The 22,724-nt window shown below is 41.2% G+C and carries 23 protein-coding genes; 15 read left to right on the top strand and 8 right to left on the bottom strand.

The genetic code is table 11. The features are described 5' to 3' along the window. Window positions 1-268 precede the first annotated feature (268 nt). The 3 genes from Q0R88_RS19805 to Q0R88_RS19795 all read right to left on the bottom strand — a co-directional run bounded on the left by Q0R88_RS19805 (window position 269) and on the right by Q0R88_RS19795 (window position 2,722). On the bottom strand, window positions 269-1,060 hold the full coding sequence (locus tag Q0R88_RS19805) for a copper homeostasis protein CutC (protein WP_295719502.1): 792 nt from the start codon (window positions 1,058-1,060) through the stop codon (window positions 269-271). A 166-nt stretch (window positions 1,061-1,226) separates the two neighbouring features. Further along, the gene (locus Q0R88_RS19800; protein ID WP_295719500.1) at window positions 1,227-2,237 is read right to left on the bottom strand and encodes a N(4)-(beta-N-acetylglucosaminyl)-L-asparaginase; all 1,011 of its coding nucleotides are present in this window, start codon (window positions 2,235-2,237) and stop codon (window positions 1,227-1,229) included. Window positions 2,238-2,305: 68 nt separating this feature from the next. Next, window positions 2,306-2,722 carry a DUF2007 domain-containing protein gene (locus Q0R88_RS19795; RefSeq protein ID WP_295719498.1) on the bottom strand — a complete coding sequence of 139 codons (417 nt, stop codon included), beginning with the start codon at window positions 2,720-2,722 and terminating at the stop codon, window positions 2,306-2,308. Between the two features lie 56 nt (window positions 2,723-2,778). Here Q0R88_RS19795 and Q0R88_RS19790 point away from each other — a divergent pair, with 56 nt between their 5' ends. From Q0R88_RS19790 to Q0R88_RS19775, 4 genes are all read left to right on the top strand, one after another. Further along, a complete protein-coding gene (locus Q0R88_RS19790) occupies window positions 2,779-3,747 on the top strand; it encodes a YafY family protein (protein WP_295719496.1) in 969 nt (322 codons plus the stop codon). A gap of 97 nt (window positions 3,748-3,844) precedes the next feature. Beyond that, window positions 3,845-4,285: an EVE domain-containing protein gene (locus tag Q0R88_RS19785; RefSeq protein WP_295719495.1), complete on the top strand. Its 441-nt coding sequence runs from the start codon at window positions 3,845-3,847 to the stop codon at window positions 4,283-4,285. 20 nt (window positions 4,286-4,305) lie between these two features. Continuing rightward, on the top strand, window positions 4,306-4,728 hold the full coding sequence (locus Q0R88_RS19780) for an SRPBCC family protein (protein WP_295719493.1): 423 nt from the start codon (window positions 4,306-4,308) through the stop codon (window positions 4,726-4,728). A gap of 82 nt (window positions 4,729-4,810) precedes the next feature. Further along, complete coding sequence (locus Q0R88_RS19775; protein ID WP_295719491.1) at window positions 4,811-5,278, top strand: GyrI-like domain-containing protein; 468 nt, start codon at window positions 4,811-4,813, stop codon at window positions 5,276-5,278. Between the two features lie 286 nt (window positions 5,279-5,564). On the opposite strand, the gene Q0R88_RS19770 is transcribed toward Q0R88_RS19775, so the two are convergent. Further along, window positions 5,565-6,899: a dihydroorotase gene (locus Q0R88_RS19770; RefSeq protein WP_295719489.1), complete on the bottom strand. Its 1,335-nt coding sequence runs from the start codon at window positions 6,897-6,899 to the stop codon at window positions 5,565-5,567. 57 nt (window positions 6,900-6,956) lie between these two features. Next, the gene (locus Q0R88_RS19765; protein WP_295719487.1) at window positions 6,957-7,373 is read right to left on the bottom strand and encodes a helix-turn-helix domain-containing protein; all 417 of its coding nucleotides are present in this window, start codon (window positions 7,371-7,373) and stop codon (window positions 6,957-6,959) included. Window positions 7,374-7,456: 83 nt separating this feature from the next. Here Q0R88_RS19765 and Q0R88_RS19760 point away from each other — a divergent pair, with 83 nt between their 5' ends. Then, window positions 7,457-8,341, top strand: a complete 885-nt coding sequence (locus Q0R88_RS19760; RefSeq protein WP_295719485.1) for an NAD(P)H-binding protein — start codon at window positions 7,457-7,459, stop codon at window positions 8,339-8,341. A gap of 138 nt (window positions 8,342-8,479) precedes the next feature. Here Q0R88_RS19760 and Q0R88_RS19755 read toward each other — a convergent pair whose 3' ends face one another. Further along, complete coding sequence (locus tag Q0R88_RS19755) at window positions 8,480-9,121, bottom strand: hypothetical protein (protein WP_295719483.1); 642 nt, start codon at window positions 9,119-9,121, stop codon at window positions 8,480-8,482. Window positions 9,122-9,315: 194 nt separating this feature from the next. Between Q0R88_RS19755 and Q0R88_RS19750 the strand changes: the two genes are divergently transcribed. From Q0R88_RS19750 to Q0R88_RS19715, 8 genes are all read left to right on the top strand, one after another. Then, a complete protein-coding gene (locus Q0R88_RS19750) occupies window positions 9,316-10,671 on the top strand; it encodes a DEAD/DEAH box helicase (protein ID WP_295719480.1) in 1,356 nt (451 codons plus the stop codon). A gap of 30 nt (window positions 10,672-10,701) precedes the next feature. Continuing rightward, window positions 10,702-10,968: a hypothetical protein gene (locus tag Q0R88_RS19745; protein WP_295719477.1), complete on the top strand. Its 267-nt coding sequence runs from the start codon at window positions 10,702-10,704 to the stop codon at window positions 10,966-10,968. Between the two features lie 171 nt (window positions 10,969-11,139). Then, the gene (gene gldC, locus Q0R88_RS19740) at window positions 11,140-11,469 is read left to right on the top strand and encodes a gliding motility protein GldC (RefSeq protein ID WP_295719474.1); all 330 of its coding nucleotides are present in this window, start codon (window positions 11,140-11,142) and stop codon (window positions 11,467-11,469) included. Window positions 11,470-11,661: 192 nt separating this feature from the next. Further along, on the top strand, window positions 11,662-12,087 hold the full coding sequence (locus tag Q0R88_RS19735) for a hypothetical protein (RefSeq protein WP_295719471.1): 426 nt from the start codon (window positions 11,662-11,664) through the stop codon (window positions 12,085-12,087). A gap of 92 nt (window positions 12,088-12,179) precedes the next feature. Further along, complete coding sequence (locus Q0R88_RS19730; RefSeq protein ID WP_295719470.1) at window positions 12,180-15,620, top strand: response regulator; 3,441 nt, start codon at window positions 12,180-12,182, stop codon at window positions 15,618-15,620. A 2-nt stretch (window positions 15,621-15,622) separates the two neighbouring features. Continuing rightward, window positions 15,623-16,453 carry a protein-glutamate O-methyltransferase CheR gene (locus Q0R88_RS19725; RefSeq protein ID WP_295719467.1) on the top strand — a complete coding sequence of 277 codons (831 nt, stop codon included), beginning with the start codon at window positions 15,623-15,625 and terminating at the stop codon, window positions 16,451-16,453. Next, complete coding sequence (locus tag Q0R88_RS19720; RefSeq protein ID WP_295719465.1) at window positions 16,443-17,030, top strand: chemotaxis protein CheB; 588 nt, start codon at window positions 16,443-16,445, stop codon at window positions 17,028-17,030. Before Q0R88_RS19725 ends, Q0R88_RS19720 begins: the two co-directional genes overlap by 11 nt. A 29-nt stretch (window positions 17,031-17,059) precedes the next feature. Then, on the top strand, window positions 17,060-19,003 hold the full coding sequence (locus Q0R88_RS19715) for a response regulator (protein WP_295719463.1): 1,944 nt from the start codon (window positions 17,060-17,062) through the stop codon (window positions 19,001-19,003). Here the strand turns inward: Q0R88_RS19715 and Q0R88_RS19710 are convergent. After that, window positions 18,992-19,477, bottom strand: a complete 486-nt coding sequence (locus Q0R88_RS19710; protein ID WP_295719460.1) for a methylated-DNA--[protein]-cysteine S-methyltransferase — start codon at window positions 19,475-19,477, stop codon at window positions 18,992-18,994. The genes Q0R88_RS19715 and Q0R88_RS19710 overlap by 12 nt on opposite strands. A 143-nt stretch (window positions 19,478-19,620) precedes the next feature. Between Q0R88_RS19710 and Q0R88_RS19705 the strand changes: the two genes are divergently transcribed. Together Q0R88_RS19705 and Q0R88_RS19700 are read left to right on the top strand one after the other, a co-directional pair. After that, on the top strand, window positions 19,621-20,304 hold the full coding sequence (locus tag Q0R88_RS19705; protein WP_295719457.1) for a heme exporter protein CcmB: 684 nt from the start codon (window positions 19,621-19,623) through the stop codon (window positions 20,302-20,304). A gap of 318 nt (window positions 20,305-20,622) precedes the next feature. Continuing rightward, the gene (locus tag Q0R88_RS19700; protein WP_295719455.1) at window positions 20,623-21,711 is read left to right on the top strand and encodes an SIR2 family protein; all 1,089 of its coding nucleotides are present in this window, start codon (window positions 20,623-20,625) and stop codon (window positions 21,709-21,711) included. A 326-nt stretch (window positions 21,712-22,037) separates the two neighbouring features. Here the strand turns inward: Q0R88_RS19700 and Q0R88_RS19695 are convergent, their stop codons facing one another. After that, on the bottom strand, window positions 22,038-22,721 hold the full coding sequence (locus tag Q0R88_RS19695; protein WP_295719452.1) for an arylesterase: 684 nt from the start codon (window positions 22,719-22,721) through the stop codon (window positions 22,038-22,040). Window positions 22,722-22,724 lie beyond the last annotated feature (3 nt).

Raw genomic sequence — 22,724 nt, 5'->3', positions numbered from 1 at the left:
CAAGAATTAAGAGTCAAGAATCAAGATTTTTGATCCCTCTTCTCTAAACCCGTCATTGCGAGGTACGAAGCAATCTCCAAGCTTTACAGAGTGAATGAAAAAGTTCGACGTGCATATCGACCGTCCTGCGTAGAGATTGCTTCGTACCTCGCAATGACGTGTTGGCTAAAAGACCTCTTTTTAAATCGTCAATTCTCCTTCACAATCTCTGGATTTTACAACTCGTGTGACGTATCTAAAAGATATTTATCTAATTCTTACTTAACTCTTATTTATTAGCCAGCTCAATCAATTTTTTAACCCTGCCCACATCAGTAAGGTCAATGGTAAATTCATCACCGGGATCATCGCTCATCACGATATGATCGTTTTTGTATTGCATTTTACTGCGAACAGGCAAACGGGCTGAGGAGTGTACTTCGGTAACGCCGGTAAAATGAACCAGATCGGCAACGTTGGCTTCGCTTACGCCGGCGCCGGGCATAATGGCTATACGCCCCGCGGCTTTTTGCACCAATTGATTTATAACTGTTGCGCCTTCCATTGCCGAACTTTTACCGCCCGAGGTAAGTATCCGGTCGCAACCCATGTCAATAATGTCTTCAAGGGCATGGTAAAGGTCTATACACATATCAAATGCCCGGTGAAAGGTAACACCAAGGCCCAGTTGTTTGGCAAGGTGCACCATTTCCAGGCTGCGTTCCTTATCAATAGTGCCATCAGCATTAAGCATACCTATTACCACACCATCGCAGCCTGCTTCGGCGCAAAACCTGATATCAGCACACATCACGTCGTATTCCAGATCGGTGTATAAAAAGTCGCCGGCACGGGGCCTTATCAACACAAATAATTTTATTTGAAGCAGTTTTCGGGCTAATAATATTTGCCCGGCAGATGGCGTAGTGCCACCTTCTTTTAAATTTTCGCAAAGTTCAACCCGTACAGCTCCACCTTCCTGGGCAGCTACTGCTGATGTAACGGAATTGGCGCAAACCTCAAGCGAAACGCGATTTACAGGATTACCGCTTTGATGTTTTTGTTTAGTGATATCGGGCATGGGCTTCAATGTAATAGTATCAGTTTAGCGGAACAAAAGTTTGATGTATAGCTAACTGTTTTTAGCTGTTGATGTTTTTAATTTGTGATTTAATATTACTCCCGTGGGGGCTGGTGTTGATCCCCATCATGGATATCTGCCAACTGCATACTGCCGGCTGTTAAACCTATTTATAATAGCTTTTTCCCTTAATCAGCAAATCCTGTTTTTCGGCATTGCATACCGCGAATGAAAAGCCGCTTTGTATGGCGTAAGCACCGTATTCGCCTTTTTTATTAATGGCTAAAAAGCCTACCTGTATTTGCTTGGCAGTTTCGGGCTTCTTTTTAATAATACGATGCACAGCTTCCTTACAGGCATCCTCCGGCGACATGCCCTGGCGCATCAGCTCAACTACCAGGAAACTGCCTACATTACGAATCACTTCCTCGCCAACACCGGTTGATGTAGCGCCACCCACCTCGTTATCAACATATAAACCTGCACCTATGATTGGGCTGTCGCCAACCCGGCCATGCAGCTTAAAGGCCATGCCGCTGGTAGTGCAACCGCCAGATATATTACCTTTGGCATCAATGGCCAGCATACCTATGGTATCATGGTTATATTTATCGCCGGCTTTGTGGCCGTTCTCAATATTCATTACGGGGGCATATTTGGCCGTTTTAAGCCATTCTTTCCAGATCTTTTCAGACTCCGGCGTTAGCAATTTTTCTTTTTTCATGCCCTGCTCTACCGCAAATTGGGTAGCACCTTCGCCAACCAGCATTACGTGCGGGGTTTTTTCCATCACCAACCGGGCTACCGATATGGGATGCGCAATATCTTCCATGGCTGCTACAGAACCGCAGTTGCCAAACTCATCCATAATGCATGAATCAAGGGTTACATGCCCGTCGCGATCAGGCAAACCTGTACGGCCAACAGTATGGCTGCTGATGTCGGTTTGTTCGGGTATACGAGCGCCGGCTTCAATGGCATCAAGCGCGCGACCGCCTTTTTCTAAAGTTTTCCAGGCTTCTTTATTGGCATATATCCCAAAATCCCAGGTAGATATAACTACGGGTAAAACAGGCTCGGGTGTTATTGAAATAGCTTTTGCTATGGCTGAGTTTGAAAGTGCTGCCAGTGAGGCGCCTGCAGCTGATATTTTGATGAATTTGCGGCGGTTATACATACCGCTAAGATAGTTAAATCAGCTAAAAAGCAAAGGATTGTATGTGTTTTGATACAATGCGCAAAGGCTTACTCAAAATCCTGCTGGCAGTTAAAACAATGCCATGCTTTATTGTTAACAAAGGGCAATACTACCGAAATAAATGATGCAAACTTACCCGGATCGGTAGGGCCAACATTTGTTGAGGCGCAAAAGGGACAAATTACCAGGTTATTGGTTTCTTCGTCTATTTCAATATGGTCCTGGTCGTGCAAATCGCCATCGGCGGCCAGTATGGCGCGGCAACGCTCCAGGTCGCGTTCAAATATTTTTAATTTAATGCCACCTATAGCCTGGTTATAAATAGGGTTTGCCGTAATGGTATTTTCATCAGCAATAAAGCAGGCTATTCCATTATCTTCCAGTTTGGTGCGTACAATATGCGCCAGCATAACATCATAATAATTCTCAAATGTTATAATCTTATCGTCTTGTTCGGTAGCCATAGTGGTAAGTGAAATAATTATACAAATGTAGCTTGTTTTTTGCTTAATTTGATGCTATGAACCGCATCGACCGTATTTCGGCTATTTTAATTCAGTTACAATCGCGCAGGGTGGTAAAAGCCGGCGATATTGCTGAACGCTTTAACATCAGCCTGCGTACGGTTTACAGGGATATCAGAACGCTTGAAGAAGCCGGCATTCCGCTCATTGGCGAGGCAGGGGTAGGGTATTCTATTATGGATGGTTACCGTTTACCGCCCGTAATGTTTACCCGCGAAGAGGCTACAGCCTTTTTAACCGCCGAGAAATTTGTTGAAAAACTTACCGATGCCACCACCAATGCGCAATATCAATCGGCCATGTACAAGGTGAGGGCGGTGCTAAAAACATCCGAAAAGGACGCGCTGGAGAACCTGGATGGCAGTATCGAGGTGTTGAAAAGCCACAGCCAGAAACGGGCCGGGAATAATAATGATCATATTCAAACTATATTGGATGCCATTATTTATAAAAAGGTTTTATGTATTGATTATTTTGCCTGGCATAGCCAGGAATTTACCAAACGCGATGTAGAACCCGTTGGCGTGGTTTTCCTCGATAGCTTCTGGCACCTGATAGCCTATTGCCGTTTACGTAACGATTATCGCGATTTCAGGATTGACAGAATCCGCAAGCTGGTAGTTACCGATACCACTTATAACAACAGCAAACACCCAACGCTAAAGGCCTATATCGCCCAAACCGCCAAAGAAAAACACCTGGAACTGGTAGTGATCAGGGTAGATAAAGAAATCTCTAATTACCTGGATCATCAAAAGTATTACAGCGGCTTTGTATCAGAGAAAACCATCGGCAATAAAATTGAGATGACGTTTTTAACCATGTCTATAGAAGGTTTTGCCCGTTGGTTTATGATGTTTGGCGATAAGGCCGAGATCATCAAACCGGATTCGCTAAAAGACAGGGTTTGCGCCATTATCATGGCCATCAGTCAAAAAAATCTGCAGGAAACAAATCTCTACTGACATACTGCTGTCACTTGCCGGTTATTTCTTTGTTGTGCAATTAAAAATTAGTTGGCCATACTGGTCATGTTTTTGTTTGTAATAAACCAGCAACATCATGAAATACTGGATAACCGTAGTATCAAAAGATCATATATCCCGGGGCATAGCCGGTGGTTTTATGCAGGCCAATCACGGCAAACCGGCACCATTGAGGCGCATGGCTGCAGGTGATTGGGTGATCATCTATTCGCCCAAACAAAGCATGAACGGAACGGAACCGTTGCAGGCATTTACCGCCATTGGGCAGCTTGCCGATGATGAGGTGTACCAGCATAAAATGAGCGAAGATTTTATCCCATACCGCCGCAATGTGAACTATTACAAATGTATCCAAACGCCTATCCTGCCTTTGGTAAATGAGCTCGATTTTATCCCCAATAAAAAGTCATGGGGATACCCTTTCAGGTTTGGCTTTCTTGAGATAAACGTGCACGATTTTGGGCTGATAAAAACGCACATGTTAACAGATGAATCAATACCAGTAAACAATAAATAAACAATTAAAAACACTGCATTATGGAAAAGTTAAAAGTAAATACCGAGATTAATTTTAAAGCTCCTGCAGCCAAAGTATGGCAAGGCCTCACCGACCCGGCAATGGTTAAAGAATATTTTTTTGGTACCAATTTAGAGTCGAGCTGGAAGGTAGGGGAGCCCATTACGTTTAGTGGTGAATGGGACGGGAATAAATACCAGGATAAGGGAACAATCCTTGACATCGATCCGGGTAAGTTTGTAAAATATAGCTATTGGAGCAGCATGGGCGGAACCGAAGATAAGCCCGAAAACTACGCCAATATTACTTACAGTCTTGCCGAAAACGATGGCGAAACTAAGTTGACTATTACCCAGGATAACGTAAAAAACCAGGAAGCCAAAGAGCACTCTGAACAAAACTGGAAGGGTGTTTTTGAGGAGCTAAGAAAATTGATAGAATAATTTTAATGTTGTAGAGATTATTTATATAATATCTATAAAAAATTGATTAAAAGTTAATTATATATCAGTATAACAAATAGTAATGACAAATATAACAGAGGATGTGCATATAAAAGGGTTCTTTTTAGAGGGGATCTCGGTACGAACGACCAATCAAAACGGGCAATCGGCAAAGGATATTGGTGAACTTTGGGGAAGGTTTATGGAGGGTAATGTATTGCTGCAAATTGTAGACCGGCTAACCGATGAGATCTATTGTGTTTACACCGATTATGAAACTGACCATACAGGCTTCTATACAGCTGTATTAGGCTGTAAAGTAAGTTCGCTGGATAACATTCCCGAAGGGTTGATTAGTCTTATTGTGCCCCATGCTGATTATGTAAAGTACATAGCCAAAGGCCCACTGCCCAACTGTGTGGCCGATGCATGGCAACTGATCTGGAACAGCAATCTTCAGCGTACTTACATTGCTGATTTTGATGTTTGGGGCGCAAAAGCCCAAAACCCCCAAGATGTGGAAGTGGAAATTTATGTGGGAGTGAGGTAGGGTTAAAATTGGGAGAATGTTCCAAATTTTACTTTTGTTGCAAAAAAGACTTTTGTCATCCTGAACGCAGTGAAGGATCTGTTATTCGCCATGCTTCTTCGCCCTGTAAGTCTGCGAATAGAACCTTCACTGCGTTCAGGATGACAAACCTTTTAAGGTGTCAATTCTCCCCCAGATTCCCCGGATTTCATACCTCAAGGATGACAAAGGTTTTTGGGAAAACAAGCGTCTTTTTTGTGCTACAGAAAATTCTGTAACCCCTAAAATCTTAAAATTAAAATCCCGTCTACCTGTTAAAATTCAGACGTTTACCAACGTTACCTTCAACTAAACTACCGTTAGCATAAGCTACATTACCTGATACCAGGGTGTAAGCTATTTTTGAACGGAAGGTAGTACCTTCAAATGGGCTCCAGCCGCATTTGTATAAAATGTTGCTGCTGTTTACGTTCCATGGTTTATTCAAGTCAACCAGCACCAGGTCGGCCCAGTAGCCTTCGCGGATAAAGCCGCGCTTATCTAACTGGAAACAGGTAGCCACGTTATGGGCCATTTTTTCGGCAATTTGTTCGAGGCTTATTTTGCCGTGGTGGTAAAGTTCCAGCATGGCAGGCAGGGCATGTTGCACCAAGGGCCCACCAGACGGAGCCTGCAGATATGGTAGCGCTTTTTCCTCCATGGTATGCGGTGCATGATCTGTTGCGATAACGTCAATTTTGCCATCCAAAACAGCCTGCAAAATAGCATCCCTGTCGGCCTCGGTTTTTACGGCCGGGTTCCACTTAATCAGGTTGCCTTTGGTTTCATAATCCGCATCGGTAAACCATAGGTGATGCACGCAAGCCTCGGCAGTAATGCGCTTATCTTTTAGGGGTGTAGTGTTATCAAAAAGATGTGTTTCAAGCGCGGTTGATATATGTAAAATATGCAGGCGGGTGTTATGCTTTTTTGCCAGTTCAACAGCCATTGATGATGACAGGTAACAAGCCTCGGCACTCCTGATCTTTGGGTGCATTTTCACCGGGATATTTTCGCCCAATAATTGTTTGTAGTGGTTCAGGTTGCTTTTTATGGTAGCCTCATCCTCGCAATGTACCGCTATCAGCATGGGCGAACTGGCAAAAAGATTTTCCAGCGTTTGCGGGTTATCAACCAGCATGTTCCCGGTTGATGATCCCATGAACACTTTAATGCCACAAACATTAGCCGTATCTGTACGCAGTACTTCTTCCAGGTTGTCATTGGATGCACCCATGAAGAACGAGTAGTTGGCCAGCGAGTTTCGTGATGCTATCTCATATTTATCTTCAAGCAGTTGCCGGGTTAAAGTGTTGGGTACGGTATTGGGCATTTCCATAAAAGAAGTAATACCACCAGCAACTGCAGCACGCGATTCTGAATGGATATCTGCTTTATAAGTTAAGCCAGGTTCCCTAAAATGCACCTGGTCGTCAATACAACCCGGCAGCAGGTATAAGCCCTCGGCGTTAATCACTTTATCGGCCTGGGTATCTATCTGCGCGTCAATCCGGTCAATCAAGCCGTCTTTCACCAAAACATCGGCAACATATTGCTTGTTTTCATTAACTATCGTAGCACTCTTTATGAGAATTGTAGACATAGGGTTTTTGATTTATTGATCAGCAAATTTATAATTTAAATAATAAGCTGCTAATCGTTAAACTGCTGCAAGTTTTGGTGTCTCGGGAAAGTTACCCAGGCTTTTATACATAGGGGTTCCGTTTGCTTCGCTATCCTCAACAGCCCAGTTGGCCATGGCGTACATTACCGGCCTTAAACCCATACCCGAAACGGTAAGCCGATAGGTAACATAAGGCGGTACCACCGGCCTTGCTTCTCTGATCACCAGGTTATCTGCTTCCAGTTGCTTCAGGTGCTGGATAAGCACTTTCTCGGTAATGCCAGGGACGGCTTTTTTTATTTCACTATACCGCTTACTGCCTGCTAACAGGTGAAACAATATAATGGGTTTCCAATATCCGCCAATGCGCTCCATAACATAAGTTACGGGGCACTCTTTAAAGGCAGCTTGTTTATTTTCCTGTATAGTTGATGCTTCTTTAATTTGGGTCATGATGATACATACTTTAGGGTAAGTACTTGTATAAAAGTAAGTACAAATATAACTTTGTACTCAACAAATCAAAACATACAATTATGAAAATCATCGTAACAGGTTCATTAGGAAATATCAGTAAACCATTGGCAATACAATTAATTGGGGCAGGTCACCAGGTAACCGTCATTAGCAGTAATGCTGATAAGGTGGCCGCCATTGAAGCATTAGGTGCTACAGCAGCCATAGGCTCGATAACCGATGCGGATTTTTTGGCAAAAACATTCACCGGGGCCGATGTGGTATATGCTATGGTGCCGCCAAATTTTGGTGCAGAAAATTTAAGACAGTATATGAACGATGCCGGTAACAGTTATGCTGAAGCTATCCGGAAGGCAGGTGTAAAACGGGTTGTTGGCTTAAGCAGCATTGGCGCGCATCTGGACGCCGGCACAGGGCCTATAAAGGGCATTCACGATGTGGAAGGGATATTGAATAAACTGGAAAACGTTGCTGTGAAATTCATTCGTGCGCCTTTCTTTTATGTGAACTTTTATAACGATATCGAACTGATTAAACACCAGGGGATCATCGGTTCAAATTATCCTGTAGATATGAGGCTGATCATGGTCCATCCAAAAGACATAGCTGCTGCGCTTGCCGAAGAAATTCAAACAGAGTTTACGGGCAAAAGTGTACGTTATATTGTAAGCGATGAACGCAGCGCCGGCGAGGTTGCCACCGTTTTAGGTAATGCCATAGGCAGACCGGGGCTGCCCTGGATTGAGTTTAGTGATGAGCAAGCCCTGAATGGAATGCTGCAAGCCGGCTTACCCGAAGAAATGGCCAAAAACTTTGTAGAAATGGGGGTAGGTTTGCGCAGCGGGAAATTATGGGAAGATTACGATCTGCACAAACCAGCCAGTCCCGGTAAAATAAGCCTGGAAACATTTGCAAAAGAATTTGCAGATAAATACAACGGATAAGATCCCACATAAAATTAAGAAGCCGCCCCGTAAAATTACCGGGCGGCTTTCTTAAAAAAAGGTCTTTGATTAGAAAGTCCTTGCTCTTTTATCCAAAAATCCTTCGTCCAAAAATCCTTGCTCCTTGCTCCAAAAGTCCTACTTCTTTCCCCAATAATAATTCACTCCAAAATTGATATTGGTGTTTAAGCCAAGGTTAAAGGAGTTGGTTTTTGTTTGATAATCATGAGTGTATTGCAGGTTACCGAAACCAAGGTTTACGGCCAGTTTTGGTGTAGCAAAAAATACTATATTAGGGTTGCCGCCAACATTAAGCGAACCCGATTTAAAGTTATTAACGTCATGTGCCGAAGTAACTCCAAACTGCGGGAATACGCCTATTTTATCCGTCAGCATGCAATAGTAACGAAAGTGTACGCCTAATGAAAGGGCATCATTATGGTATTTATGATTGTAGGTATAGCTGGTAGTGCCACTATTAATCAATGCGGTATAAGCAGAGGTTTCGGTACCACCAACGCGTGAGTAACCGGGCTGGATGCCTACCGACCACTTGTTTGAAAGGAAGAATCCAAAGTCGGGATTTATTTGCAGGTTAGAGATACCATGGTTGGTATAAACTGTTGATCCGGTTGCGTAGGTAAAGGTATTGGTATACCCGTAACCATCGTAATTGTAGTTAAAATTGCCACCAATATAATAGTGACCTTTACCAATTTGAGCGTTTGCAGCACCTGCGGCTGTAATTAAAAATAGAAGTGTAAATAAGTGTTTTTTCATCAATGAATTTATAAGTTACAATTGAGGAGAATTAGCCGATAAAGGTCAGCAATAAAGATATTTGCATATTTTTTTGCTATAATTTCCTTTTCCCGGGTTCTTTTCAATTCGTGGTTTAAACGCAAAAGTGATACTTAAGGTTAGGGCTGATAACTTAAAATAGCCTACTTAAACAAAAAGCCTATCTTTGCAGCATGGCTGTAACTTTTGAAGATTTTAATTTTAACCGGCAAATTTTGACCGCGATAGCTGACGCCGGTTATACCGAAGCTACGCCTATTCAGCAAAAAGCTATTCCGCCTATAATGAATGGGCAGGATGTAATGGGCATAGCGCAAACCGGTACCGGTAAAACGGCTGCCTATGTGTTGCCTATTATCATGAAGCTTAAATATGCCCAGGGCGATCATGCCCGTGCGCTTATTATTTCGCCAACGCGCGAGCTGGCTATGCAGATTGAAGAGAATGTAAAGACTTTTGCTGCCAATACTGATTTACGGGTTGTGGTGCTTTATGGCGGCCTTGGTCCTAAAACACAGATAGAGCAGATTAATAAAGGCGTTGATATTATTGTGGCTACTCCTGGTCGGTTTATGGATATTTACCTGGCCGGTCATATTGTAACCAAAACCTTGCAGGTGCTGGTATTGGATGAGGCCGATAAAATGATGGATATGGGCTTTATGCCCCAGATAAACCGCATACTGGAGGTGGTGCCCGTTAAAAGGCAGAACCTGCTGTTTTCAGCAACCATGAGCGATAAGATCCATGAGTTATCTAATAACTTCCTGGAGTATCCAACCATTATTGAGGTTACGCCACAGGCTACACCTGCTCAAACGGTTAATCAGCATATATTTCATGTGCCAAACGTTAAAACCAAAATAAACCTGCTTAAAAAATTATTGGAGGCCGAAGGTGATATTACCAAGCTGATGATATTTTGTAAAACCCGTGTGGTGGCAGATGATGTTTATAAATTTTTGCTGCGCAAATTTGGCGAAGGCGGGGTTAAGGTGTTACATGCCAATAAAGGGCAAAATACCCGAATAAACTCTATCAATTCGTTTAAGAACGATGAGGTAAAAATATTGGTGGCTACGGATGTTGCTTCACGTGGGATTGATGTAAGTGATGTGAGCCATGTAATTAATTTTGATGTGCCGGTAGTTATAGAAGATTATGTGCACCGGATAGGGCGTACAGGCCGGGCGCTGCAATCTGGCGAGGCCATTACTTTTTGTGCCCCTGCAGAGCAGTACTATCTTAATAAGATAGAAAAGCTGATTAAGCAAACCATCCCGGTATCGGCCATTCCCGATGATGTGTTTATTGAAGAAACCGGTTACGATGAGCGACAGGCCCAGGCTAAAGAGATAGATATGCAAAAGCGTAAGGATGATCCTGATTTTAAAGGCGCCTTCCACGAAAAGAAAACACTTAATCAGCATAAGAAATTTGATGAGGCTAAAAACAAGGTGAAATATGGTAAAGCATATAAGGCTGCCGGTGGCAAAACCAGGTCGTCATCATCACGTAAAAAGCGTTAATAAACCTTAAAACCACAAATATATTCATAGATGAAATTGCGTATTACCCCGTTAAATTTTGCCACCACATTTTTTTTAGTGGTAGCGGTTTATATATGGCTCAAAGGCGCCGCCATTGCAGGCCACCCGCTTGAAACCTGGAGCGGCACCATCGGCTGGATATTTTTATTGTTTGCGGCGGTAGTGTTTTTCCTCGATCTTATTTTTCGTAACTTTTTTGCCGAACTTAAAAAATTATGGATCATTGAGCTATGCTTCATAGCTTTGGTGGTTATTGTATTTCTGTTGGTTAAGTAAAAAACATTTATCCAATAAGTTGAGCTCCTCCGGAACTCCCAAATCAAATTTCATATTTTTCAACACGGCTTCTGCTCCCGCCGGGCAGAGGCTTTCAAATAAAAATTACAAATTCATTATAATCCCGTCGCATTAAAATAGCATACTTTTGCGACCTTAATAATCATTAAAATGAAAACTGCCGAAATAAAGCTTACCGTTACTCTTGACGATAATAACGTACCTGAAAATATCATGTGGGAATCAACAGATTCTGCGTCAAAGGAAGCATTACCTGTAAAATCATTCATGCTGGCCCTATGGGATCAGAGCTATAAAAATACACTGCGTATTGATCTTTGGACTAAGGATATGCCGGTTGATGAAATGAAACGTTTCTTTTACGAAACCCTGCAAACCATGGGCGATAGCTTTTTACGCGCTACCGGCGAAAAAAACATTGTGGAGGATCTGCGCGATTACTGTGCACACTTTGCCGATAAAATGGAAATTAAACAATAACCTTTTTTAGTATCAAGTAGTTAGTATCGATAGATAGTATCAAGTCGTAAGTATCAAGTATCAAGATTTTTAATTTTGATACTTGATAGACCTGTAAGTCGCAAAGTGTCCGTTAACGATAATACTAAGTTTGTTTACTACTACAGCAGTCTTGCTACTTGATACTAACTACTTGATACTAAACTCTTACCCATGCGCCTTAACTCAATTTTATCATTTGTGGGCTTTTTGCTGCTTTTTGCAGGTACCTATTGCCCTTTATTGCGTCCGTTCCATTTATTTAACTGGAATGTTTATCAGCTTAATCAGCCATTCGGCATAGTACTTTTATTAGTAGCGATAATTGGTATTATTTCATCATTTTTAAATCAGCATAAAATTACGCGTGCATCAGCATGGTTGTCGCTGGTTTTGGTGGTGGTATTGCTGGCAGCTGCAATTTTTAAAGTAAAAACCACATTTAGTTTTATACCATTTCACAAGTTTGATACGCTGTTAACTAAGCAAATTAAATTTAAATGGGGATGGTGGGTATTATTCGCCGGCCCTGTACTGGCATTGGCTGGTGCATTAAGCAGTAAACCTAAAGGCTATGTGAAGCCACCAGAAGTAATTTGATTAAAACAATTTATTCCTAAAATGTTTATTAGCTGAACATTATACAGGGATAATTTTTTTTTAAACATATTTGTACCATTAATTAGTTTTAGATGTTGAGATTTTCTTTTCGCCAGCAGGTACTTGCTGGCTTTATCGTATCCATAATATTGGTTTTAGTAGTTGGCGTACTTTCCTATTCCAGCATCCGCCAGTTAGAGGAAGATAACGTATGGGTTAATCATACCCAAAATGTTATTAAATCATCAACAAATTTGCTGCAACATTTAATAGATGCCGAAACTGGTATGCGCGGTTATGGTGCAACAGCAAAAAAGGTATTTCTTGAACCCTACAATGAAGCAATGCCCCGCATTGACCAAGATCTGCAGGATTTAAGAACGCTTACCAAAGATAATCATGCTCAACAAAAACGGATTGATTCATTAGTTTCTTCGGTAACTGCCGAGCGCGCCATTTTAAAAGAAAATATTGAAACCCGCGAAAGTAAAGGGCTTGAATACATGGTTGCCAATAGCATGTTTCTTAATGGCAAGCAACACATGGATATGATACGGGGGCTTGTTGGTCGTGTTATTGATAACGAAAGCAGATTGCTAAATGTCCGCAAAAAAAATTCAGAATCTGCTTCTGACAGGGCTATTATCATTATCGTTTTCGGTTCATTAATATTCCTGGTCATTATCCTGCTTTTATTCTTCTATATACAGGCAACTTTTAATAAGCAGAAAAAAATAGAAGATGAAATTAAAGTAGCGAATATTGAGCTGGCCAAAGTGCTTGCCGAAAATGAAGCTAAAAATTGGCTGCTAACGGGTACCGGTATTCTTAACGAAAAGATGCAGGGGCAGCAAAGCGAAAAAGAATTATCTAAAAACATACTTACCGAAGTTTGTAGCCATAGTAAAGCGGCTGTAGGTACATTTTATTTATATGATGAACGGGAACAGCTCCTGGAGTTGTATGCATCATACGCGTTTCATAATCCCGAACTGTTAAAGAAAACAATTAAATTATCAGAAGGATGGGTTGGCCAGGTTGCACTGGATGAAAAAGCCGCTGTTGTAAAAGGGAAACTGAACGATAGGCTTGAAATTTCATCGTCGGTAGTTAAAGAGCTTTTAACAGAAACTTTTATTGTTCCTTTCTTTTTTGATAAAAAGTTAAAGGGGGTAATGGAGGTTGCTTTTGGCGCCGGTTTATCTGATAGCGACCGGGGATACATTCTTGCTGTTGCCAACGATATAGGTATAGCGGTTAATACAGCACAGGCACGCACCATTATGCATGATCTGTTTGAGGAAACCCAGCAACAGGCAGAAGAGCTGGAAGCACAACAGGAAGAAATGCGCGTTACCAACGAAGAGCTGATGAACAAAACAGAAATGTTGCAGGCATCAGAAGAAGAGTTACGCGTGCAACAGGAAGAGCTGCGTACCATAAACGCCGAATTGGAAGAAAAGGCCAGCCTGCTTGAAGAAAAAAACCAGGCCATTGAAGAAGCCCGCGCCGCCATTAACCTCAAAGTGGAGGAACTGGAAACGACAGGCAAATATAAATCTGAGTTTTTGGCCAATATGAGCCATGAGCTGCGCACCCCGCTAAATAGTATCCTGGTATTGGCGCGTATCCTTAGGGATAACAAACCACACAACCTATCAGAAGACCAGATCAAATACGCCAGTGTGATATTTAACGCCGGTAACGATCTGCTTACGTTGATCAATGACATCCTCGATCTGTCGAAAATTGAATCTGGCAAGCTTGATATGCAAAATGAGGATATCAAAATATCTGAAATTTTGGGCGATATGGAAATGCTGTTTTCAGAAATTGCCGGCCACAAAAAGATCAACTTTAAAACCAGTGTTGCCCATGATGTACCTGTAACCGTATTTACTGATAAGGTAAGGGTTGAACAGGTTATTAAAAACCTGCTCTCAAACGCGTTTAAATTTACATCAGAAAATGGATCAATATCCATTACCGCTAAACCGGGGGCAAAAGATAAAACCATCAGTTTTGCCATAAAAGATTCTGGTATCGGTATTCCTGCCGAAAAACAACGGATCATATTTGAGGCCTTTCAACAGGCCGATGGTTCAACAAGCCGTAAATATGGTGGTACAGGTTTAGGCCTTTCTATCAGCAGAGAACTGGCTTTACTGCTTGGTGGCAGCATTAGCCTGAGCAGCGAACCTGGCCTGGGCAGCGAATTTGTGCTCACAATACCTTTTGAAGCTAAAGTGGTGCCGATAGTTGATGATATTATATTGCCAACCGCGCAAACTTTTAAAGCAGAAAACAACTTTTTGAAACCGGCTAAAGCTGTGGCAAGAGAGGATAACCGCGATCCGCTGGTTGTAATTGTAGAGGATGATAAAAACTTTGCCAATATTTTGCAGGATTATGCTCGCGATCATGGTTATAAATCAATTATGGTATATGAAGGTACCCGTGCCTTTGAAACCGTGAAAGAGGCTAAGCCTGATGCCGTGATATTGGATATTATGCTGCCCGGTAAAGATGGATGGCAGATATTGAAAGAATTAAAAGCTGATGAGGCAACTATGCATATTCCTGTTCACCTGATGTCGGCCGGTGAGGCTGCCGCTAACCGGGTGCATAAGGAGGGGGCCATCAGTTTCCTGAAGAAACCTATCAATACCGAAACACTGGATAAGCTGTTTGCCGACATCATGTTGCACAGCGGTGTTAAGTTTAGTCAGATATTACTTGTGGAAGATCATAAGGTGCAGAGCCAGGCGCTTAAAGATATGATGATAAGCCAGGGTATTACGGTTGATCAGGCTTTTGACGGCGAATCGGCATTCAGGATGCTGCATGAAAATGAGTACCAATGTGTGATCCTTGACCTTAACCTGCCCGATATTTCCGGACTGGACCTGCTTGATAAGATAAAAAATGTTGACCGCTTTGCACCATTGCCTGTAATAGTTAATACAGCTATGGAGCTTGATAAGGCATCTGTGAACAGGCTGATGCAGTATGCCAATGCCATGGTAGTTAAAACCAACAAATCTGCCGATAGGCTTATTGATGAGGTTAATCTGTTCCTGAACAAAATAAGCGAATCTGTGGGCCAGGTATCAACACCTATATCAAAACCCAAATTACCAACTAAGGGGAAGGATGCCATTAAAGGTAAAAAGGTGCTTATAGTTGATGACGATATGCGCAATATTTTTGCTTTAAGCAGCGCCCTGCAAAGCTATGACCTGGTTGTGGAAATAGCCAACGATGGTGAAGAAGCCATTGCCAAGCTGGAAGAGGTACACGATATTGATATTGTACTGATGGATATCATGATGCCCAAAATGGATGGATATGAGGCCACAAGGTACATTCGCAAGCAAAACAAATGGGCTAAATTGCCTGTAATAGCTTTAACTGCAAAAGCAATGAAAGATGACCGTGAAAAGTGCATAGCCGCCGGGGCAAATGACTACATCACAAAGCCGGTTGATATGGACAGGTTAATTTCGTTAATGCAACTGTGGCTGGAAAGTTAATTATGACTGATACTTCTGTTATTATATCATCCACCCAAATATCCGAGCTGATTGACCTGGTAAAAAGGATTCATGGCTTTGATTTTTCGGGATATACCAAGGCCTCTTTAAAACGGAGGATCACCAGAATCATGCAACTTAAAAAAATAAGCTATTATGACCTCAAACACATGTTGGTGAATGATCAGTCCTTTTTCCAGGATTTTTTAGAGGAGATAACGGTTAACGTTACCGAAATGTTTAGGGATCCTACTTTTTACAAAGCTGTAAATAGCCAGGTTGTGCCTTATCTTTCAACCTATCAGCATTCAAAAATATGGGTTGCCGGCTGCTCAACAGGCGAGGAAGTATACTCGCTGGCTATATTGATGCGCGAGGCCGGTTTAAGCCAAAAATCATTCATATACGGTACGGATATTAACACCGAAGTATTAAAGGAAGCCCGTAAAGGTATTTATAGCCTGCGCAACATAAAAAGCTATGCCGAAAATTACCAGCTTACAGGGTTAAGAGGATCAATATCAGATCATTTTACTATTCTATACGACGCGGCTTCAATCCATAACGAGTTGAAACAAAATACACTTTTTTCCGTTCATAACCTGGTATCAGACGGGGTGTTTAACGAGTTTCAGCTCATTAGCTGCCGTAACGTATTCATCTACTTTGAAACTGAACTACAAGAGCGCATCCTGGAGCTTTTTTACCAAAGTTTATGCCCGCTGGGGTATTTGTGCCTGGGCAGTAAAGAAACCATACGCTCTGATGCTTTCAAAAAGAAGTTTAAGGTAATTAATCAAAAAGAAAACATCTATCAAAAAGTTGGGTCCTGATAAAAAATTAATTGAACGCTGGAAATCTGCCGAAATATTATTGTTAGGCGGATCGGCAGGCTCATTTAAACTGGTGTTCCAAATAATTAAATTACTTTCGTCTGAACTTAATAAGGCGGTAATTATAGTAATTCACAGAAAAAAAAATTATTTAAGTGAGATAGAAAGACTGTTTGCCGAAAATAGCCGTATCTTGATGCGTGAAATTGCAGATAAGGATATCCTTAACAAGAATACTATCTACATAGCGCCGGCAAATTACCATACCCTTATCGAAAAAGAAGGTACATTCAGTTTGGATGTTTCTGAAGCTGTTTGGTTTTCTAAACCATCAATTGATGTTACCTTTGAGAGCTTTGCCGAAGTTTACAAAGATCGTTGTATAGCTATTTTGTTATCCGGTGCAAACCAGGATGGCGCCGAAGGTTTATTAAAGCTGCGGAATAGCGGTGCAACAACGATAGCACAGCACCCGGAAGATGCAGAAATGGACGAAATGCCGCAGGCAGCTATCAACATTGGAGCTGCCGAATATATATTGCGAACAGAAGAGATTTTTAATTTATTGAATACATAAAGATTCACCATACATATAATCAATATTACATGCCCCCTGTAAATATTCTTATTGTTGATGATAGAGAAGAGAATATAATAGCACTTGATGCATTATTAAAACGCGATGACATTCGTATTTTTTCTACAACATCCCCAAATGAAGCCCTTAAGATAGCCTGGGAAAATCATATTGCCATAGCATTAGTTGATGTGCAGATGCCCGAAATGGATGGTTTTGAGCTGGTAGAAATGCTTAAATCAAACCCGCGCACCAAAGATATTATGGTAATTTTTGTTACCGCGATATCAAAGGAAACCAAATACGCGGTTAAAGGCCTGGGCACGGGCGCTATTGATTATTTGTATAAACCACTTGATCCTTATATTACTTCGGCAAAGGTTGATTCATTTGTGCAACTTGCCCGTATACAAGCCGAAATAAAAAAGAAGAACGATGAATTACAAAACTTTTCCATCGTTGTAAAAAACTCGGCCGATATTATTTGTTCTGTTGATGCCCAAACCCTGCGGATAGAAAATATTAACCCGGCGGTTGAATCTATCATGAGGTTTAAACCTGCCGAACTATTGGGTAATAATGTTGTTAACCTGGCCGTTGCAGAAGATCAGCCGGCGTTTCGTAAAAAGCTTGGCGAGATTATTAATGACAACCTCAGTTTTGCTGTTTTTGAATTCAGGTTTGAAAGGTTTGATAAAAAGGTGATCTGGGTGGAGTGCCGTGCATCCTACCATAACAAAATAATTTTTATCAATATCAGCGATATATCACCGCAGAAAAGTTACCAGGAGCAACTGATAAAATCAAAAGAAGAGGCAGAATATAGTAAAAAAGTTAAAGAAACCTTTTTTGCTAATATGAGTCATGAATTGCGTACCCCTGTTAACGGTATTATTGGTATAACCAGTATGTTGCTTAAAACCAATTTGGATGAACAGCAAAGGGGAATGCTTGACCTGTTGGAGACTTCGTCAAAATCGCTTTTAGGTGTTATAAACGATGTATTGGATATTTCAAAGATAGAGGCCGGTAAGTTTAATATTGTACGTACAGAAAATAATGTACATGATATCATTAAGTCGGTATTTGATCTGTTAAAATTCAGAGCTGATGAAAGTAATATTGATTTTTTGCTTGAGATAGATCATGACGTGCCGCAACATTTGTTGATTGACGCATTAAGACTTAATCAAATCCTGATGAACCTCCTGAGCAATGCCATAAAATTTACCGAGCGGGGTTATGTAAAGCTAAAAGTATCCGTATTGCAAAGGCATAATGATAAGGTGAAATTACAATATAGTGTTGAAGATACAGGGATAGGCATCCCAGCAGACAGGTTGGCCAACGTATTTGAGTCATTTGAGCAGGCCGACGCAGATACGGAAAGTAAATATGGTGGTACTGGCCTTGGCCTGGCCATTGTAACCAAACTGGTTGAACTTAAGGGCGGCGAACTAAGTGTGAGCAGCGAGGTAGGCAAAGGCAGTACCTTTAGCTTTATAAACTGGCACACTATTGTTAATAAACCGGTTGAAGAAGTTGGGCCAATATCAAGTAAGGCGCTTCCCTCGTTCCATAACATAAAAGTGTTGGTTGCCGAAGATAATATGGTGAACCAGTTTATGCTGTCGAAAATATTGAAAGATTGGCAGATAGAGGTAGATATGGTTGACAATGGCCGCAAAGCACTTGATAAGCTGGCTACCAAACATTACGATATTATTTTGATGGATACCCACATGCCCGAAATGAATGGCTACGAAGCAGCCAGGAATATCAGGGTTGATTTTGTGGAACCTAAAAGAAGCATACCTATTATATCACTTTCGGCAGCATCATTTGGGCACGAGCAGCAGGAGGCTTTAACGGCGGGAATGAATGATGTGCTTTCAAAACCTTTCCAGCCATATCAGTTGCATGAAAAAATGAGCAGGCTGCTGTTAAAACGTAAGGATATGTTAGAAATTTAACCTTGTTTGTCCAACACCCATAACGCGGGCCTCATGCTCCAACAGCCATTGTTTGCGCCAAAGGCCACCCGCGTAACCGGTTAGGCTGCCATCTGATCCTATTACCCGGTGGCATGGAACAACAACCCATAAATTGTTTTTACCATTGGCCGCGGCAATAGCTCTTATAGCCAATGGATTATTCATTTGGTTGGATAGCTGTGCATAACTCATGGTAACACCATATCCAATTTGCAACAGATTATCCCATACCTGTTGTTGAAATGCGGTGCCGGGTTGCTTTATGGGAAAATCGAATGTTTTTCTTTCACCTGCAAAATACTCCGCTAACTGGTCGATAACCGTTTGTAATAACTGGGTTGGGGCAGGGCTTACCTCGGGTTCATCATCTAAAATAGAGATGCCCGAAATACAATCATCATCCTGGGTAATACGGGTTATTCCAACCGGTGTACGGCAATAAGCTATGGGCATGGTTTGTTAATTGATATGCGAATTTAAAATTAAATAAGTGCAAAAAACAGGGCCCGGGCAATTCTCATATTAATACGGGCGGAGGCGGTGTTCAACCTCCCGCTTAAAACGCCATAGTTCTTACAAATTATTACCTTTGCCGCATGAAGCTTGTTAACGAAACCATCCATCTGTTAAAAAAGGAAATTCTGCTGGAGTGGCGGTCAAAATATGCTTTTAACGGGGTTTTGTTATATGTTGTATCAACCGTATTTGTTTGTTATATATCTTTTAACCTAACCCCCGGCTTTAGCGGCAGCAGCAGCTATCCCCTGGTATGGAATGTGCTTTTCTGGATCATTATGTTATTTGCATCGGTTAACGCCATTGCCAAAAGCTTTATGCAGGAAAGCAAAAACCGCCTGCTGTATTACTACTCCATTGCCAGCCCGCAGGCTATTATCCTGTCAAAAACTATCTATAATATATTGCTGATGTCATTGATCAGTTTCCTGGCGTTGATAGTATACAAAGTATTTTTTGTTAAGCCTCTTGGCGATCCTTTATTTTACTTCATTGCCGTTTTTATAGGCAGTGTAAGCTTTTCAACCGTGTTCACCATGATATCGGCCATTGCTTCAAAAGCGGGTAATAATGGTACGCTGATGGCCATACTAAGTTTCCCGGTTATTATACCAGTAATACTTATCCTTATCCGCCTAAGCAAAAGTGCTATGGATGGCGTTGACAGAAGCTTTAGCTATGGCAATATGGGTGTTTTGTTTGCCATAAATGCCATTGTTATAACTACGGCATTGTTGCTTTTTCCGTATTTGTGGCGCGATTAAATTCTTCATATTAATACCTTTCTTTTTTGTTGCCACGTAAAAGTACGGTAGAAATTACGGTGAAAACACCTATTGTACTTTCTGTGCTTTGAGGTACATTTATATCAATATAAGTAGCTGATTTTTAGTTTGTCATCGATGGTTTGACATTTCTGTTTAATTGTTAAAATCAAATTGAAAAATCAGTCAACAACCACAGTTGTAACCTAAACCTTATTCAAAAATTCCCGCCAATCAGCCAGGTTTAGGAATATGGCAGTTACTAATTGCTGATGATAAAGCCCGTGAAATATTAAAAAAGGATATAAAAGTTGTGTAATGAAAGATATAGTTTATTTTTTGGGTGCCGGTTTCAGTAAAAGTTTTGGATATCCACTAACCGGCGAAATTATGCCTGAGATTTTATCAAAGCTTTTAAAACATGATTTGTTTGAATTAGGTGCAACCAAAACAGATGAAGAATGGGATCAGGAAGAAAAACTTTTACACTATCTGTATTTGATATATCCGGGGTTGAAGAGCGTAAAAAAAAATGAATTAAATCAAAGTCAGGATATTCCTAATATAACCGAGGTTTTATCATTTATTGATCATTGCTGTTTATACAACGCGCCGCCGCATCCAAAACTTAATGAAAAAAATCTCAGGGACTTTCAAGCATTGTTAAAAAGGGCAGTTGATGAATTACTGATAGCATATCATTTAACCGAATATTCTGAACGAGAAGAAGAATTAATTCCATTATTCTTTGACCCCATAAAGCAGGAAAAGAAAAATGGTACAGTAAGTATTATTACCACTAATTACGATTTAATTATTGACGAGCAATTTGTTGATGCTGCCGAAGAAAACAGGATAGATTATGGAATTAATTATAGAAGCGTACTTACAGATGAAATAGAGTTTCAACAAAGCAGGCCACTTTTTAAGTACTTTAAGCTTCATGGTTCGCTTAACTGGGTAAGGTGCGATTATTGCGGGCAATACTATATAAATCCTTATGGAAGCATTTTGCACCAGGCGTATATAACCCAAAAAAAGACAGATAATACATGCATTTGCAATAACTCACTTACTTTAAAAAGTGTAATGGTTACCCCATCTTTTGTAAGGGATATCAGGGATTCAAACTTGTTACAGATATGGAAAGGGGCCATGGAAGCTATCCGTAATGCGGATAAGCTCATTTTTATAGGTTATTCTTTACCCGCAGAAGATCTTGCCATTAAATCTATCATTATGCGTGGCATTAACGGCAGGCAAAAGAAAAATAAGTTGGAAGTTGATGTAGTTTTAAAAGATGATAAGCCAAAGTCAAATTATATTAATTTGTTTGGCAATACTATAAATTATTCATCATCGGGATTGGAACATTACCTATCTAAATCTTTAAAAACACTGGTTTGATTTATATAATTAACCTGAATGGCGGTTTGGAAATAAACAGACCTTGTTGCTTCGTGCCTACCCATGAGCTATAAAGATTCGTCATTGCTGAGGAAGGAAGCAATCCCCGATCTACAGAGTAGTGGTTCCTATCAACTATCTATGACGTGTTTGTTATCAACCTATGTACATTCTAAAAGGCCTGTCACCCTGAGCTTGTCGATGGGTCGCGCGCAGAGGCCTTTGCCTACATGCTTCGATAGGCTCAGCAGGACAGCCCTTTTTTATGACATTTCCTTGCAGTGTTTCACGAAATTTGGCAGAGAGACATCTATTTTAATACTATTCTACAACTTTCCCTTTAAAACCGACCATACATTGTCGGCAACTATTTTTGCTCCTTTTTCTGTAGGGTGGATGCCATCGGGTTGGTTTAAATCCGGGTGACCACCTACGCCTTGCAACAGGAAGGGTACCAACGCCATTTTGTTTTTTGTGGCAATGGTGGGAAATACGGCTTTAAATTTAGTTACATAATCTGGCCCCATGTTTGGCGGCACCTGCATACCCAGCATTACCAGTTTAGCATCAGGGTATTTGGCCTTTACCTTATCAATAATTGATTGCAGGTTTTTTGCTGTTTCGTTGGGTGGGATACCGCGTAAACCATCATTGGCTCCCAATTCCAGTATAAATACATCTACCTTTTGCTTTAATGTCCAATCTATCCGGCTGTTGCCGCCAGCAGATGTTTCGCCACTTACTCCGGCGTTGATCACTTTATAAGCCATTTTCAACGAATCGATCTTTTTTGCGATATTACCGGGGAAAGCTTCCGACGGATCGTCCAGCCCGTACCCAGCGGTAAGACTATCGCCGAAAAATAAAATGGTTTTTACTGCCGATGCATCAGCTTTTGCAGTGGGGGCGGTTTTGCTTGCGGCTTCAGCTGCAGGTTTGTTTTTTTCGCCGCAGGCTGATAATGCGATAGCCACAAAAAGCAGCAGGTATGTTAGTTTAAATTTGTGCATAAT

The organism is Mucilaginibacter sp., assembly GCF_025362475.1.
Lineage (GTDB): Bacteria > Bacteroidota > Bacteroidia > Sphingobacteriales > Sphingobacteriaceae > Mucilaginibacter.
The sequence above is the reverse complement of the archived record's forward strand: the minus strand, read 5'-3'. Positions and strand labels throughout refer to the sequence as shown.